At 28.2% G+C, this 16,244-nt stretch carries 14 protein-coding genes and 2 pseudogenes; 8 read left to right on the plus strand and 8 right to left on the minus strand.

Annotated features, from left to right (window positions below; translation table 11 throughout):
- Positions 1–605: 605 nt before the first annotated feature.
- Positions 606–1,454: a methyl-accepting chemotaxis protein gene (locus tag Ccar_RS17865; protein ID WP_007060577.1), complete on the minus strand. Its 849-nt coding sequence runs from the start codon at positions 1,452–1,454 to the stop codon at positions 606–608.
- Between the two features lie 318 nt (positions 1,455–1,772).
- The gene (locus Ccar_RS17870) at positions 1,773–3,575 is read right to left on the minus strand and encodes a GAF domain-containing sensor histidine kinase (protein WP_053075350.1); all 1,803 of its coding nucleotides are present in this window, start codon (positions 3,573–3,575) and stop codon (positions 1,773–1,775) included.
- 293 nt (positions 3,576–3,868) lie between these two features.
- Between Ccar_RS17870 and Ccar_RS17875 the strand changes: the two genes are divergently transcribed.
- Positions 3,869–4,240, plus strand: coding sequence for a hypothetical protein (locus Ccar_RS17875; protein ID WP_007064281.1), 372 nt, complete (start codon positions 3,869–3,871; stop codon positions 4,238–4,240).
- 685 nt (positions 4,241–4,925) lie between these two features.
- Entirely contained in the window at positions 4,926–5,159 is a 234-nt protein-coding gene (locus tag Ccar_RS17880; RefSeq protein WP_007064282.1) for a hypothetical protein, read from the plus strand.
- A 288-nt stretch (positions 5,160–5,447) separates the two neighbouring features.
- Here the strand turns inward: Ccar_RS17880 and hcp (Ccar_RS17885) are convergent, their stop codons facing one another.
- Entirely contained in the window at positions 5,448–7,076 is a 1,629-nt protein-coding gene (gene hcp / locus Ccar_RS17885; RefSeq protein ID WP_007064407.1) for a hydroxylamine reductase, read from the minus strand.
- Between the two features lie 50 nt (positions 7,077–7,126).
- Positions 7,127–7,285: pseudogene (locus Ccar_RS27465) on the minus strand (rubredoxin).
- 376 nt (positions 7,286–7,661) lie between these two features.
- On the opposite strand from Ccar_RS27465, the gene Ccar_RS17890 reads away from it, so the two are divergent.
- Together Ccar_RS17890 and rbr are read left to right on the plus strand one after the other, a co-directional pair.
- A complete protein-coding gene (locus Ccar_RS17890) occupies positions 7,662–8,039 on the plus strand; it encodes a desulfoferrodoxin (protein WP_007063178.1) in 378 nt (125 codons plus the stop codon).
- 84 nt (positions 8,040–8,123) lie between these two features.
- Entirely contained in the window at positions 8,124–8,657 is a 534-nt protein-coding gene (gene rbr, locus Ccar_RS17895) for a rubrerythrin (RefSeq protein WP_007063177.1), read from the plus strand.
- A 195-nt stretch (positions 8,658–8,852) separates the two neighbouring features.
- On the opposite strand, the gene Ccar_RS17900 is transcribed toward rbr, so the two are convergent.
- The 3 genes from Ccar_RS17900 to Ccar_RS17905 form a co-directional block, all read right to left on the minus strand.
- On the minus strand, positions 8,853–9,377 hold the full coding sequence (locus Ccar_RS17900; protein WP_007063176.1) for a hypothetical protein: 525 nt from the start codon (positions 9,375–9,377) through the stop codon (positions 8,853–8,855).
- Positions 9,361–9,534: a hypothetical protein gene (locus Ccar_RS26875; RefSeq protein ID WP_156184591.1), complete on the minus strand. Its 174-nt coding sequence runs from the start codon at positions 9,532–9,534 to the stop codon at positions 9,361–9,363. The genes Ccar_RS17900 and Ccar_RS26875 overlap by 17 nt, the downstream gene beginning before the upstream one ends.
- A gap of 222 nt (positions 9,535–9,756) precedes the next feature.
- Positions 9,757–10,803, minus strand: a complete 1,047-nt coding sequence (locus Ccar_RS17905; protein WP_007063174.1) for a PocR ligand-binding domain-containing protein — start codon at positions 10,801–10,803, stop codon at positions 9,757–9,759.
- A gap of 744 nt (positions 10,804–11,547) precedes the next feature.
- On the opposite strand from Ccar_RS17905, the pseudogene Ccar_RS27735 reads away from it, so the two are divergent.
- Positions 11,548–12,273: pseudogene (locus tag Ccar_RS27735) on the plus strand (IS701 family transposase); the annotation flags it as partial.
- Between the two features lie 256 nt (positions 12,274–12,529).
- On the opposite strand, the gene Ccar_RS17910 reads toward Ccar_RS27735, so the two are convergent.
- Positions 12,530–12,841: a cupin domain-containing protein gene (locus Ccar_RS17910; RefSeq protein ID WP_007063173.1), complete on the minus strand. Its 312-nt coding sequence runs from the start codon at positions 12,839–12,841 to the stop codon at positions 12,530–12,532.
- A 209-nt stretch (positions 12,842–13,050) separates the two neighbouring features.
- Between Ccar_RS17910 and Ccar_RS17915 the strand changes: the two genes are divergently transcribed.
- The 3 genes from Ccar_RS17915 (at position 13,051) to hcp (Ccar_RS17925) (ending at position 16,231) form a co-directional block, all read left to right on the plus strand.
- On the plus strand, positions 13,051–14,265 hold the full coding sequence (locus Ccar_RS17915) for an NAD(P)/FAD-dependent oxidoreductase (protein ID WP_007063172.1): 1,215 nt from the start codon (positions 13,051–13,053) through the stop codon (positions 14,263–14,265).
- Positions 14,266–14,278: 13 nt separating this feature from the next.
- Positions 14,279–14,497 (plus strand): YuzB family protein, encoded by a 219-nt coding sequence (locus tag Ccar_RS17920; protein WP_007063171.1) that lies wholly within the window; start codon positions 14,279–14,281, stop codon positions 14,495–14,497.
- Between the two features lie 81 nt (positions 14,498–14,578).
- On the plus strand, positions 14,579–16,231 hold the full coding sequence (gene hcp / locus Ccar_RS17925; RefSeq protein ID WP_007063170.1) for a hydroxylamine reductase: 1,653 nt from the start codon (positions 14,579–14,581) through the stop codon (positions 16,229–16,231).
- Positions 16,232–16,244: the final 13 nt, after the last annotated feature.

A 16,244-nucleotide genomic window follows, 5' to 3' on the forward strand; every position in this document is an offset into this window, starting at 1 on the left:
TAGACATATTTATCAGAATAATGTAAAAACATCATGTGAATTATTACAATATATGATTTTATAATAATTTATCATATAATATAATACATTACATGATATTATAATAGTCTGTCATTTATTATCATATAAAATACTATAGTATAAAAATTCGTGAATTTTTTAATAAAAGCATTACGTCTCAATGGTTTAAGTTTACTTGTAAGAATAATCCAAAAACATCATGCAAATTATTGTAATATATGATTGTATATGATAACTTAATATAATAACTTATAATACATGATTTTATGCTGTAAAATATTAAAATACATTAGAAAATAGTATTTTGCATGATAAACTATTTTTAAATAGCAATTTATAAATATAAAATGTTATTTAAAAAAGCTACCGTACATCTCAAATTAAGATACGATAGCTTTTTAATTTAAATTTGCTATATTATTTCATCATTTCAATTTAACACACAATACTTTTACATCACACATATTTATATCTTATTTATAAAAAATAAGGTTTACTCCTTACAATAATTTCATAAATATTCAAAGATAATTAAAAGCACCTCAAAATTCAATCTGAATAATGGGTGCTTTAATAAATATTATTTAATCATATCGTTGAACAAATTTTTTTAATTGTTCTGTAATACTGTTTATATATTCTAAGTTTGAAGATATTTCCTGTGTGGATGCGGCTTGTTCCTCACTGATACTTCCCGTAGATTCTATTGATTTATTAATTTCAGAAACTGAATTATTCATTTCTTTTAATATAGCTTCAATTTTTTTTGCCGATTCATGAGATTGTTCTGCAAGTTTTCTTATTTCATTAGCAACAACTGAAAATCCCCTACCATGTTCACCTGCCCTTGCAGCCTCAATTGACGCATTTAATCCTAAAAGATTTGTCTGTGCTGCTACACTTTTAATAAATTCCAAAATCATTGAAGTATCTCGATACTTATCTGTTAAATCATGTGCTAAATCTATTGATTGCTGCCCATAGTCTGAAAGCTCTACTGCACTTTTAGCTATTTGTTCAACATTTACTGATACTTGATTTATAGAAGAAGATAATTCTTTAACACTTTGTACCAAATTATGATTGTCATTCAAATCAATGCCTGAACTTAGAGTTCCTATAATTTTTTTATCAACCCCATAAATTGGTGTAAATATTGTCTTTATAGGTCTTCCATATACTTCATCAGGAATATCATCAAAAGTATTCTTACCTGTTCTTATACATTCCTCTATAGTACTTATTCCACTAATTGGCTTACCTGCAGGTAAATCAAGCTCAAACTCTCTTGCTCTATAATATGACAAGTATTCTTTCAAATCTGTCAAGCCAACAGCCATATCTTCACGAACAACTCTATTGATATATGGAAGAACCAATTTGAATGCTTCCAAGATAGATTCATTTGTTTGAAACTCATTTGATTTTAGCATTTTGAAATTCCTCCCTTAAAACACATATTTTTTAACTATCATTTACTTTTTAATTACATTATATCATATCACTTTATGTTATATGTGTAATTTTTTTGTAATATAAACATTTTTTAACGCATCTCAATTTAACTTTTTAAGATCAACAGAATATAAAGTTCAAATATCAAATTATAAAAAAGCAAGCATGGTATTAATATTATTTATCAATTATTATATTACTATATTTATTGCAATGTTCCCTTGCTTTTTATCAATATACTTTAGCTTAGACTCTTATCACACAGCTTGTACTCTTAACTGATTATATTATTAATATTAACTACTAAGCGCATTCAATTTATATATATCTGAAAACTCAATTCTTACTTTTTCATCATAATTGCTAATTGTGTTATTCAGTATTCTATTCTCTTCAATATTACCATTACTTAATACTTTTGCTGGTAATTTTATTGTGAATTTAGTTCCTATTCCATATTTACTTTCTACAAAAATAGATCCCTTATGCATTTCTACTAATGATTTGACTATAGATAACCCAATTCCACTGCCTTCATTTTTCCTTGTAAATGATTTATCTACTTGCCTAAACCTATCAAATATAGTATTTAGTTTATTTTGAGGTATACCTATACCTGTATCTTTAACAGTAATAGTTATATAGTCTTTATCATCTATAATATTTACAAATATACTTCCTCCTGGTTCTGTGAATTTTACTGAATTTGATAAAAGATTAAGTATTATTCTTCCAACTTTATCCAAATCACAAGCAATAATTTTTTCTTCTAGATCAGTATCAAATGTAATACTTATATTATTATTTATATATTTTGCTACTGACTGAGTGATTTCTTCAACTAAATTAACAATATTACAATTTACCATATTAAGTTCAATAAATTTGGAATCTATTTCAGTTGAATCAATTAAATTATTTATTAATCTTAACAATCTAAAGCAATTTTGTTTCTCCATATTTATATTATTTATTAATTTTTCCCTATTGATTGGATTTTCTCCATTTTCAATTATCATTTTATTAAGTTGTATAGTTCCTAAAATAATATTAAGTGGTGTTTTAAGTTCATGGGAAATGTTAGCAAAAAATTCTGTTCTTAGTTTTTCTAATTCACGAGTTTTATAAATTATTTGCTCTTTTTCAGATATGGTTTTTTGTTGTTCTATACTTTTAGATATATCATCATATACAACAACTATTTCTTCTGCTGATAATCTGTATATATAATAATTGTTCCTGTATATATTCATCTTGTAATCTTTATAAAATGTTGGATATAAATGTTTTGGTACACCAGTTCTCCAAACATGTTTCATTATTTTAAATAAATCAGTATTTAAACCTTTAGGGAAAATTTTTTTAAAATTTTTGCCAATAACATCAACCTTATTAATTTTCTCAATTGATTCAGCAGCTTTATTTAAATCTTCAAAAATAAAGTTTTTTCCTCCGTTTTTTACATTATAAATTATTACAGCGCTTCTCATATTATTAAATAATTCCCTATATTTAATTTCACTTTCCCGCAACTTATTTTCTGTTGCTTGTATATATTTAATTTTTGCTTCTAACATTCTCTCATCCAATGCTAATTGTAAATCTTTTTGAATGCTATTTCTTAGAAGTTCTAAAAGTTTAACACATTTATTGTCATAATGATTTTCCTTATTATCCAAAACACATATAGTACCAAATATTTCACCATCTGGCCACATTATTGGTAATCCTAAGTATGATATCATATTTAGCTTAATATCAGGATTTTTCTGCCATAATGGATCTTTTAATGCATTAGGTACAAGAAGACAATTTTTAGTTCCCACAACAGTTTCACAATAAAGGCCAGAATGTAGTTTTACATTTTCACCTATTTTATAAGGATTAAAAGTTGAATTGCTTCTAAGAAATACTGAAAAATAATTTGCTTTAAGACGCATAATTAAAGCTGAAGGGACATTTATAGTTAATGAAATTATATCTACTATATCCTGCCATTTCTTTATTGTTACGTTAGAAATGTTGGGTTTATCACCAGAAGTTATTTTCACTAAAACAGGTTGTTCTTCTGAACAAATTTTTACACTTGAGTACTCCATAATTTTCCCTCCATTTTTTTACATAATTTGAAAAGTATATTATAATTATATATAAACATACAAAAAAAGTCTATATTTTTTCAACAACTTTATAAAATTTCATTTTTTGCTTATTTATATAATTTTTTTTATATTTAGAACTGCAATCTATTTAAATATTAAATAACTTAATAAAAAACATTAAAATTTAATTTCATGCAACACAAAGAATTTTTTAACATATTTAAGGGGAATTTCAATATAAATGGAGAATATTATCATTAATAAAAAATCTATGAGAGGTGAATAATGAAATGAGTATAAAATTTTCATCTGATCAAGGTAAAACAGTTATAAATTATTCTGTAGCAGCTTCTACAAAGATTTTTGACTATCCATTTTTTATTACTGATTCATGCAAGACAATAACTAATAATAAAATAATTATTATCAAAGACACTAATGACCCTAATAAAAATTATTTGCTTAAAGACTTTGAAATTGTAGAAAATGGAGTAATCGGCGATGACATAATTTTCAAACTTCAAGAAAAAAACACAAAAGCTTTAAAATCACTTATATTAAAAAATATAGAAGAAATTGAATTAAACGATGACTTTAGGAAAAAATACTACATAACTTCAGATAACTTTAAAAATAGATCCTTAAAAGTTTTTTTTGAATAAATATAGAAAAAATCAGAAAATTATTAGAGCCTTATGCAGGCTCTTTTTTACATAAAATTGAAAAAGGAGTAATAATCAATGAAAATAGACATTATAGAATTAGCTATAAATAAAGTAAGCTAATCTAAGTAATTGTTAGATCTTCAAAAATTCACTTATCGTGCGTTAAGTTTGTTATACCATTTTTTTAATTAAATTGAATAAAAAATAGTACTTTTAAGAGTGCTTCGGACTAAAAACATCTTAGAATCATTTTAACTTCTACTGGAAATTAGTTCCCGAACTCACTCATATAGACATTGAATGCTATTTAATAACTTATGTTTTTTTCTATATTTCTCTAATCATCTGAATCTCAAAAGTATTTTGTAACATACCAAAATGCATCTTCGGAAGTAACAAACTGTTACTTCCGAAATTTTATACGATAACTATACACTCTAGTCCCCCACGTACTCTGTGAAAGTGGCTGTCACCAAATCGAAGATTAGAACCTCCAACTCCACCTGCCAATAGTATAGGAACTTATTGGTATGATATGCTTGTTTTTCTATATCACAAAGGTGAGATCGGCTCTTTGTTTAGAGATATAACTGATAAAAAACGGATTGAATAAGAACTTTCTATTACGAAAGAAAAATTAGCACAGATAACTGAAAAGAAATATCATAAATTATTTGATTCCATGTATGATTGTTTCTGTATTATAGAAGTAATATTTGATGATTATGGCAAACTAGTTGATTTTAAATTTATTGAAACAAATCCATCTTTCTTAAAGCAGCTTACCTTAAAAAATGTAAAAATAGAAGAAAAAACAGCAAGAGAATTGAAATTTGATTTCAAAGATTACTTGTGTGAAGCCTATTCAAAAATTGTTTTGAATAGTAAATCTATACAATTTATAACCGATTTGTAAATTTAATTGATAAAAGTAGTAATGTAGAGATATCAGTGAGGGACGACAGAATAGAAATGGAGCAAACAGACTAGATAAGATTTTTCAAAGATTCCATCGTATAGGCGAATCTCCTTCCCTTAATACTGAAGGTACTGGTATTGGATTGTCCATTGTAAAATCATTTGTTTATCCGAACAATTAACAAAATCAGTAAATTAAAATAACTAAAGAACTAGCAATGAAATTTTAAGAACCTATAGCTTAAATTGCAATTTAAGCTATAGGTTCTTTTTAATTGGCTTGTATCTATTTCATAAACATTTCTATATCAGAATCAACTGTACCTGTTCCTCCGATTCCAAAGTTCTCCACTAAAATCTTTACTACATTGGGTGATAAAAATCCTGGAAGCGTTGGTCCAAGATGTACATTCTTAACACCTAAGTAAAGTAGGGCTAATAAAACAATAACAGCTTTCTGTTCATACCATGCTATATTGTAAGCTATAGGCAGTTTATTTACATCATCAAGTCCAAACACTTCTTTAAGCTTGAGAGCTATTAATACTAACGAATATGAATCATTACACTGCCCTGCATCAAGTACTCTTGGAATGCCTCCAATATCTCCAAGTGGAAGCTTATTATATCTATATTTTGCACAACCAGCAGTAAGTATTACTGTATCTTTTGGAAGTTTCTCAGCAAACTCAGTGTAGTATTGTCTTGATTTCATCCTGCCATCACAACCTGCCATAACAAAGAATTTCTTTATAGCTCCAGATTTAACGGCATCAATAACTTTATCTGCCAGAGCAAAAACCTGCTCATGAGCAAATCCACCAACAATATTTCCCGTTTCAATTTCTGTCGGTGCCTTACAATTTTTAGCCATTTCAATAATTGGAGAAAAATCTTTTTTTCCATCTTTCTTTGCTTCAATATGAGTACATCCAGGATAACCGGATGCTCCAGAGGTAAATATTCTTCTTCTTACTTCTTCGCTTCTAGGCGGTACAATACAGTTTGTTGTAAAGAGAATAGGTCCGTTAAAGCTTTCAAACTCTTCAACCTGTCTCCACCATGAACTTCCATAATTTCCAACGAAGTTATCATACTTTTTAAAGAAAGGATAATAGTGCGCTGGAAGCATTTCACTGTGTGTATATACATCAACCCCTGTTCCTTTTGTTTGTTCAAGCAGTTGTTCAAGATCAGTCAAATCATGACCAGATATTAGTATAGCAGGGTTGTCCCTAGTTCCAATATTAACCTTTGTGATTTCAGGATTTCCATACTTGGAAGTATTAGCTTCATCAAGAAGTGCCATAGCACTAACTCCAAATTGACCTGTCTTTAAGGTAAGTGTAACTAGTTCGTCCACTGATAAACTAGTATTCAGGATTCCAGCCATTGCTTCATATATAAATCCATAAATATCAAAATTCTCTTTTCCTATATTGAGGGCATGATGTGTGTAAGCTGCCATACCTTTAATACCGTAGGTAATGACTTCTTTTAATGATCTAATATCTTCATTTTCTGCAGCAAGAACTCCAACTTTACTAGCTTTCTCAATCATAGAAGCTCTATCAAATACTTCAAAACTAGCAGCATCATCTAACTGATCAATGTTAATTTGCTTTTTTAGATCATTTCTAATTTCAATTAATTTCATGATTTGCTTCTCTATAGCTGCATCATCAAAATTAGCATTGGTTATTGTAATAAAAAGACTCTTTAATACCTCATGATTTACAGTTCCAAGTGCTTTAACATCAAATTTTCCTTTAACAACAACCTCAGAAACTCCTTTTACTGTGTAAATAAGCAAGTCTTGTAACTTTGCTACTTCTTCATTTTTACCACATACACCTTTAATTGTACATCCTTTACCTCCAGCTGTCTCTTGACATTGATAACAAAACATTCCCATTGTTAAACCTCCTTTTTATTATGCTGTAGTTTTAAAATAATCATAAAAAATCAAACCTTTTCAAACTCTGCTTTTGAAACTCCACAAAGTGGACACACCCAATTCTCAGGGATATCCCCAAACTTTGTACCTGGAGCTATTCCTGAATCTGGGTCTCCAACTGCAGGATCATATTCATAAGCTTATATAGTACAAACACATTTATCCATGTACACCCCTCATCTTTGATGATAAATGTTATTATATCATAATTATTTTCAATACATAAAATTCCATAATATTATATTTCTTGCAATTCAAATTTTAATGAATTGTATTTATTGTCAGATAATAGCTTTCTTTATATTAAAATTATCATACTTTTTCTATTAAATCAACATAATTTTACCAATTAAGATTTTTATATTTTAAGTTCTATATATATTCTCTAAAATTTGAGTTAGCTCTACAGGATTAACAATATTGATTATGTATAGAATTGTAAAACTATTTAAAAATTCTGATATATTTGTAATATTTATATATATTTACTTTATTTTTAGTGTTATAATCTTATTAAATTATTTTGTACTGGGGGTAATATAAATGACTAAATTAAATCAAGTGTATAAGTGTTCTTTATGTGGAAACATTGTAGAGATAACTCATGCTAGTGGAGGACAGTTAGTTTGTTGTGGACAACCAATGACTTTACAATCAGAAAACACAGTTGATGCATCACAAGAAAAGCATATTCCTATAGTAGAAAAGATTGAAAATGGAGTATTAATTAAAGTTGGAAGTGTAGAACACCCAATGGAAGAAAAACATTATATAGAATGGATTGAACTACAAACACCTAAATGTATATATAGAAAATATTTAAAGCCATCAGAAAAACCAGAGGCTGTTTTCAAAACAAATGAAGAACTTATATGTGTTAGGGCATATTGCAATTTACATGGATTGTGGAAAGCAGAATAAGTTAAATAATATAAAGACAAGTCTACAGACTTTACTGATAAATTCAAACAAATTATTGTAAATAATTGAATTGAGGTGTATAAAATGGAGCTAAAAGGAAGTAACACAGAGAAAAATTTATGGTCTGCATTTGCTGGAGAATCTCAAGCAAGAAATAAATATACATATTTCTCTTCTGCCGCTAAAAAAGAAGGATATGAGCAGATAAGTGAAATATTTAGACTAACTGCAGATAACGAAAAGGAACATGCAAAGATCTGGTTCAAACTTTTAAGTGGTATAGGAAATACTGAAGAAAATCTAAAAGCTGCTGCTGGTGGTGAACATTATGAATGGACTGAAATGTACAAAAAATTTGCAGAAGAAGCTAAGCAAGAAGGATTTACAGATATAGCTAGATTATTTGCTATGGTAGCAGAAATTGAGAAACATCATGAAGAAAGATATCTTGAACTCTTGAAAAATCTTCAGGAAAATAAGATTTTCAATAAAGATGAGAAAAAGATCTGGATATGCCGTAACTGCGGATATATTCATATAGGTGATGAGTCCCCAGAAAAATGTCCTGTATGCTCACATCCTAAGGCATACTTTGAGGTTGAGGCAAAAAACTGGTAGATCGATAGAAATCAAATTGTTTTAAGAGAACGCAAATAGATTTGAATTTCACACAAATCTACTTACGTTCTCTACAAAATCTATTTGCGTTCCCTGTTTTAAATGTATAGATACTAGTATAGTGTTATATCTATATTAGTATTTCAAATTCTTATTTATCAATTCCTTTATTTCATATCAACAACTATTTTACAATTATATTCTATTAACCTTAACAATCTTTAACTCATTATTACTTAAATCATTTTTTAACTGAAAATCAAACTTTAAACATTCACTAATACAAGATTTTTTATCACATAAAGTGCAGTGACCACCACTAGCAGTTAAATAAAAAGGTCTATCATTATACTTAGCAGCTGGTGTACATGGGTTTTCCTGATGAAAGCAATGAAGATGGTGAGTTACTATGGCAATTATTCTATTATGGTATTTATCCATAAAGTCATTAAAATTACTTGTAAACATGCAATTTAAAGAATGTGATGTTTTATTATTCAGAACTTTATCCTGTAATTTGCCTATACTTGGTGGAATATGCATACCTATAAAAAAATTTATATGCGGACTTTCTTTATCCATATATTCTCCTGTTTTATTAAGCTCCTTTTTAAAGTACTTGTGTTTATAAAAAAATCCATCAGACTTACAACCTGTAGTTAGCACTATAATATTTAATCTTTGAAGTCTTAAATTTATTATTTCATATTTTTCCTTCACAAATTTTATCTGTATGAGTATCTCCTATAAAAATTATTGAAAACTTTTCTTTAAATCTTTCTTCCATACACCTATAATTTAATATAATATTTCCTAAATCATTCAATCTTATATTAAAACAACTGTCAATTATCATTTTCAAGCACCTATCTCTCAATTTTCACATCCCCTTGTATCATTTGTATTTAGTGTGTTTTTTGTATTATATTAAAAAACAATTTACACCGTTACAACTTCAACAAGTAAAATGTAGTGTTTTACTGAGCTAACTTGTAATATACCCTTGCAGCTATTTTTTTAAATCTATATATAAAAATGACATTCACCCTGATTTAATGTGAATGTCATTTTTATAAAAAATAAACTTAATGCTTTAATTTTACTTATGGGAATTTGCTAATTTATTTAATGCATCAACAAATTCTGTAATCTCTTGTAAACTTGCAGTAACTTCTTCAATTGCAGCAGATTGTTGCTCTGTATTTTCCAATGTAGAATCGGATGATTCCATAGTTTTATCTACGGAATTCTCTATCTTACTTGTAAGCTCTGATATCTTTAAAGCTGTTTCCTTAGAATTTTGAGATAAGTTTCTTATTTCAGTTGCAACAACTCCAAAACCCCTTCCGACTTCTCCTGCTCTAGCTGCTTCTATAGCTGCATTTAAGCCAAGCATTTTTGTTTGGTCAGCTATGCTTTTTATTGAATCAAGTATTGTGTTAATTTCCAAAGATATATTTTTTACATTAACTATTTCTTCACTTAAAACGTGTTGATTGTTAGTAACATTAACTGAAGAAGCTGACAATTCCTCCATAGTAGCTGAAATCTGACTAAAATTCTCTGCAAGCACCTGGGACATATTTTTAATCTTTAATTCTTCATAACCTATTTTTGATAAAGCATTAGCAATTATATACAGTACTTCTGCAGCTGCTCTTACGCTTTTTTCAGTAGTAATCTTTACTTTATTTACTTCTTCCACATATCCATTTTCATTAACTCCTATTTCATTTGCAGTTTTTCTAAACTTAGATTCATCTGGAGCAGAAGTTAATATTTGTCCACCTAAAATCGTTCCAATTTGTCTGCCTTCCACTAATATAGGTGCAGCAAAATCAATTAATCCTGCATGACAAGTATAAACATATGGTCTTCCTGTTCTCGCAGCTTCTTCCCCACCTCTTCTATGTGATTCAGCACACCTTGCGTCACCTATCTTAGTAGATTGAGTAAACTTCAAGCAAAAATCTGTATAAGAACTTGGCTTAGTTACTGGTTTTCCATTAATATCTACGGTTATACTGGCAATATCCATGCTTTCTGCAAAATTGTCTTGAAATCTTTGAAGTAAATCAATATCAATAACATCCTTTACCTCTATTAAATTTAAATCAACATCATTACTACCAACTATTTTTGACATAATAATTCCTCCAAAATATAATGAATTTAAATTTTAAACTTTTGAATCATATCATTAAGACCTTGAGCTGTTACAGCTACTTGATCTATATCCTTTGTATTTTCATCAATACATGTCTTTATTTTTTCTGCATTTTCAGATCGCCTTTGTGCATGCTGCCATGGATGCTTTCAATATAGAATTATAAAATATAGAATAAATAATTAGGGATTATAGCAATAAACGTAAAATACATACCAAAGAAATTACTAATATTATCTTTGACATAATATTTTTCGAAAAAATTTTCCTTGTAAATTTATGATAATCCTAATTTTTTATCGAATACTTTATAAAAAACTTAAATTCTGTACTAAATTAGTGAAAATATCATTTTTTCAGATTATTTATCACAATATCTCTTATTATACTTAATTTTCACAATTAGTGAAATCCATTAGTAAACTTTTTATGCATTTTAATAACTTATATTACAAAAATATAATTTAAACTTTTTCATCAACCATTTATGGGAAACTTTATATAAACGGTAATAAATTATAACTTCATGTATTTAACTTCTATTGAGTATGATGTATGAAATTATTACTTTTTTTATCTTTGACATCTTTTTTTAAAACTATATTATTTGAACACCACTTTATAAGTAATTTAAAACTACTAAAAAATACAACGTACCAAATACCTCTTAATTATCAATACTCATATTGATGAAACCAGAATTTATAGGAGGTATCTGGTACTATGATTAGTATTGACGAAAAATCAATAATTAAAACAATTGAAAATTATTTTTGTTAATATCGCTCCATATTTTATAAGCAGAGCTTTCATATATTTATTTTACTTGTTATTGCTATACTTTCAGTTCGAGAAGTTCGTTCTATAAAATTTTTATATGACAATTTCATCAAAAAGTATTGACATAAGGCCCTTAACAGTTTTTACTATTTTTTATCTTATGAAAACTTCTCGATAGAGAGTTTGATGTTTGCTACAGTAAAAATAGCAATTTCACTTATTCCGCAGTAACTTAAATCTGCTATGATTATTTTCATAATTATTGATGACACTCTACAAGCTAAATCTTGAGATAAGTTTGATTGATACAGGAAATTATTTGACCATACAAAACATGATAGTACTTCTTACTTAAATGGTCATTGTTTTGTTTCCTTAGTTATAAGTATTCCTCTACTTTTTTGTGGTAAACTTAGATATCTTACATTGCCAGTTGGTTATAAACTTTACGATAAGATCAAAACAAAACTTGAAATTACAGGTAAGATGATACAAAACATAATGCCATTACTATTAGGAGTTCAAGTTATAATGTTAAGCGATAGTTAGTACACTAAAAAACCTTTTTTAAACATGTTAAAAGATTATACCAATCTTTCTATCATAGAGGCAGTACGTTCTGATACAAGCATGTATGATTTATGTCAAGAACCTACTGTAAAAAGCGGTATAATTTTTATATGAATTAAATCACAATCGTAATTTGTGACGACTTAATTGCATATCGAAAATATTATAATTAGGTATGGTGAAACATACCATAAGTAACGGAGGTTTTTTATAGAAGTATTGTAGAACTAACACAAAGATTGATATAGATTTATTTTTAGGATGATAAAAAAGTTACTTTAGGAATATGTCTCTAATTATTATTAAAAAAGTACTAAGAGAATCATTTTATAGTACTTTTTTAATATTGATATATTTATTTAGTTAAAGATGCAAAGCAAGAAAGGTTTCCTTCAGATGTATTTTTCATGCTGAAAAGTTCATTACCAGAACAATAAATTGCATCTCCAACAGCTATCTTTTCTGTTTTATTACTTACACTTAGAGTTCCACTCCCTGAAACTACATAAATTATAAGCCCTCTTTCCCCATGAGTATGTGGCGGAATCTCTTGCCCTGGTTTAAGATTTAGCATAAACATAAGAGCTTTTTCTTCATTTATCATATCTTTTTTTACAAATCTATCATCAGAGTATACTTGGTGGTCTGATATTCTAACTAACTGCATAATGGTAACTCCTTTCACATTTAACTTGAATTTATAGCAATATTATTTTACTTAAAATATAAATTATACAATAATATATTAGAGCTTATAAGCAGTTTATAATACCATAGTTTTTTAATATTAGTTTAATTATTAATTATAAGGATAATAGATAGAAAAGGAGCAATAATATAACAGGAGATTAGTATTATAGAAGAGTGGTGATAAGAATGATTAAAAGAATAGTAATAATCGGTAGTGGTATTGCAGGAGTAACAGCTATCAAAGCAATTAGAGAAACAGATTTAGAATCAGAGGTGTATTTGATTGGAGAAGAAGAATATTATCCTTATAACCGTGTAAGATTATCCAAAGGAATATTTAGTCAACTTGAGGAAAATAATATACTTCTTCAAAAGAAAGAGTGGTATGAGCAAAATAATATAAAGATATTAGTTAACACAAAAGTACTAAATGTAAACACTGATTCTCAAGAAGTATTGTTAGATGATGGTAGTAAAATTATGTATGATAGATTGCTTTTTGCAAATGGATCAAGTAATAGAATACCACCAATTAATGGTATAGGTAAGAATGGTGTGTTTACACTACGTAATCTCAATGATGCCTTAGAGATTAAAAACAGGCTAAATGAAAGTAAGGAAATTGTAGTTATTGGTGGGGGAATACAGGGATTAGAAATGGCTTGGATACTACACCAACATGGCAAAGAAGTTACAGTCTGTGAATTATTATCAAGACTCATGCCTACTCAATTAGATGATGATGCATCCTGTATATTGAAAGAAACAATACAAAGCCATGGAATAAAAATATTAACTAGTACAGCTGTAAAAGAAATATTAGGTGCTGATAAAGTAGAAGGAATTTTAATAGACGGAAAAGTTGAACTTAAGTGTGATACAGTTATATATTCGACAGGAATTAAGGCAAATATAGATTTGTTAGAGAAAACCAACATTCAAACAGCACGAGGAATATTAGTAAATAACAAAATGGAAACAAATATTAAAGGCGTATATGCAGCAGGAGATATAGCTGAATACAATAATCAAATTTCCGGCCTATGGAATATAGCTATAGCTCAAGGAAGAGTTGCAGGATACAACATAGCAGGTAGAGAAATGATTTACGAAAACATTATTCCAGTTACCACTTTAAATGCTTTTGGTATTTCATTATTTTCTATGGGATGTATAGATGAGACAAAACCTACAAATATATTAGTTGAAGAAAATAATAATTTGAAAGAGTATAAAAAAATATTCATAAAAAATAATAAAGTAGTTGGTGCAATTGTGATAGGAGATACAAAAAAGTCACCACTACTTAAATCCTCAATAGAAAAAGAAATAAATTTAGATGAAGTTGATTTATCTAATATATCTGTTAATGAGCTATTTGAAAAATTAAAAAATAAATAATTGGGAGGTAAAAATGACTGAAATAAAATTTTGTGAAAATAACTTTACCTTTGGAACAGAGGAAACTATGAAAAAACTAAAAGAAAATTATAGTAATGCTGATGTATCGGTAGAGCCTTGTTTAGGATATTGTGGTGATTGTGCAGTAGGACCATATGCTTTAGTAAATGATGAAATGATTCAAGCTGATACTGCAGATGAATTGTATGAAAAAATTAAAGATATGATTTGAAATTGTAATTAAAAGAAAATATTAGATAAGTCCAATTAAACACTATTTTATGATTATAATTTATTAGAAGGAGAGATTTAAATGGAAAATTCAATGTTTTGTTATCAGTGTGAGCAGACAGCAGGAGGAAAGGGATGTACAAAGAGTGGAGTTTGTGGAAAAACACCAGAAATTGCAAATTTACAAGACTTATTAATATATCAATTAAAGGGAATTTCTTGCTATGCAAAGCCACTTATAGAAAAAGGAAAAGTCATAGATAAAGATATAGTGAAATTTGTTGAAAACGGTTTGTTTACTACATTAACAAATGTAAACTTTGATGCTGAGGTTCATGTAAGATTATTAAAGGAATCACAAAAAATAAAAGAATCTATAAGAGATCAAGCACCGGAGGGGAAATATCCTGATGCAGCTACATATAATCTAAGTGATACAAAAGAAGATATGCTAAAGGATTCAGTAAAAGCAGGCATCATGTATGATCAGGATCTCGATGCTGATATTCGTTCTTTAAGGTCAACTATATTATATGGATTAAAAGGTGTAAGTGCTTATGGACATCAGGCAAGGTTTCTTGGATATAATAATGAACAAGTAGATAATATTTATTTCTTAGGACTTGAGTCTACCACAAATGACAACTTAACTCTTGAAGATATGATACGTATGACTATGAGAGTGGGAGATATGGCTGTACAGGTAATGCAAACACTAGATGAAGCTAATACGACTACGTACAAAAACCCTTCACCTCATAAGGTAAATGTTAATGTTAAAAAAGGTCCATTTATTATAGTATCTGGCCATGATTTAAAAGATTTAGAAATGCTTCTTGAGCAAACAGAAGGTAAAGGTATCAATATTTATACCCATGGAGAAATGCTGCCAGCACATGGATACCCAGAACTAAAAAAATACAAACATTTAGTAGGTAATTATGGATCAGCTTGGCAAAATCAACAAAAGGAATTTGACGAAATACCAGGATGTATTTTAATGACTACTAATTGTTTGATGAGACCAAGAGAAACATATAAAGATAGAATATTTACTACTAGTGTTGTAGGTTGGGATGGATTAAAATATATTGGAGTTTCTGAAGATGGAACTAAGGATTTTAGTGAAATAATAAATAAATCCTTAGAGCTAGGTGGATTTAAAGAAGATGAAGAAGAAAAAGAAATACTAGTAGGCTTTGGGCATAATGCAACATTATCAAATGCTGGAGCTATAGTTAATGCAGTTAAGGAAGGAAAGGTAAGACATTTCTTCTTAATAGGAGGTTGTGATGGAGCAAGACCAGGAAGAAGTTATTATACTGATTTTGCTAAAATGGTCCCAGAAGATTGTATAATTCTTACTTTAGCTTGCGGTAAGTACAGATTCAATAAATTGGACTTTGGAACAGTAGCTGGATTACCAAGACTATTAGATGTAGGACAGTGTAATGATGCCTATTCAGCAGTTAGAATAGCAACAGCACTTGGAGATGCATTTGAAACAGATGTTAATGGTCTACCACTAACCATTATACTTTCTTGGTACGAACAAAAAGCTGTGGCTGATTTATTAGCATTATTATCACTTGGAATAAAAGGAATGTACTTAGGCCCAACTTTGCCAGCTTTCATATCACCTAATGTATTACAATATCTAGTAGACACCTTTGATATAAAACCAATAAGTACACCAGAGGATGATTTAAAAACTTCGCTTAAACAAGCAAAATAAAATATAGGATTCA

It is taken from the genome of Clostridium carboxidivorans P7, from assembly GCF_001038625.1.
Taxonomy (GTDB): domain Bacteria; phylum Bacillota; class Clostridia; order Clostridiales; family Clostridiaceae; genus Clostridium_AM; species Clostridium_AM carboxidivorans.

Bases quoted from the DNA above. Each gene is read 5' to 3' on its own strand.
- Ccar_RS17865 (WP_007060577.1), bottom strand. From the start codon at position 1,454: ATGCTAAAATCAAATGAGTTTCAAACAAATGAATCTATCTTGGAAGCA.
- Ccar_RS17870 (WP_053075350.1), bottom strand. From the start codon at position 3,575: ATGGAGTACTCAAGTGTAAAAATTTGTTCAGAAGAACAACCTGTTTTA.
- Ccar_RS17875 (WP_007064281.1), top strand. From the start codon at position 3,869: ATGAGTATAAAATTTTCATCTGATCAAGGTAAAACAGTTATAAATTAT.
- Ccar_RS17880 (WP_007064282.1), top strand. From the start codon at position 4,926: ATGTATGATTGTTTCTGTATTATAGAAGTAATATTTGATGATTATGGC.
- hcp (WP_007064407.1), bottom strand. From the start codon at position 7,076: ATGGGAATGTTTTGTTATCAATGTCAAGAGACAGCTGGAGGTAAAGGA.
- Ccar_RS17890 (WP_007063178.1), top strand. From the start codon at position 7,662: ATGACTAAATTAAATCAAGTGTATAAGTGTTCTTTATGTGGAAACATT.
- rbr (WP_007063177.1), top strand. From the start codon at position 8,124: ATGGAGCTAAAAGGAAGTAACACAGAGAAAAATTTATGGTCTGCATTT.
- Ccar_RS17905 (WP_007063174.1), bottom strand. From the start codon at position 10,803: ATGTCAAAAATAGTTGGTAGTAATGATGTTGATTTAAATTTAATAGAG.
- Ccar_RS17910 (WP_007063173.1), bottom strand. From the start codon at position 12,841: ATGCAGTTAGTTAGAATATCAGACCACCAAGTATACTCTGATGATAGA.
- Ccar_RS17915 (WP_007063172.1), top strand. From the start codon at position 13,051: ATGATTAAAAGAATAGTAATAATCGGTAGTGGTATTGCAGGAGTAACA.
- Ccar_RS17920 (WP_007063171.1), top strand. From the start codon at position 14,279: ATGACTGAAATAAAATTTTGTGAAAATAACTTTACCTTTGGAACAGAG.
- hcp (WP_007063170.1), top strand. From the start codon at position 14,579: ATGGAAAATTCAATGTTTTGTTATCAGTGTGAGCAGACAGCAGGAGGA.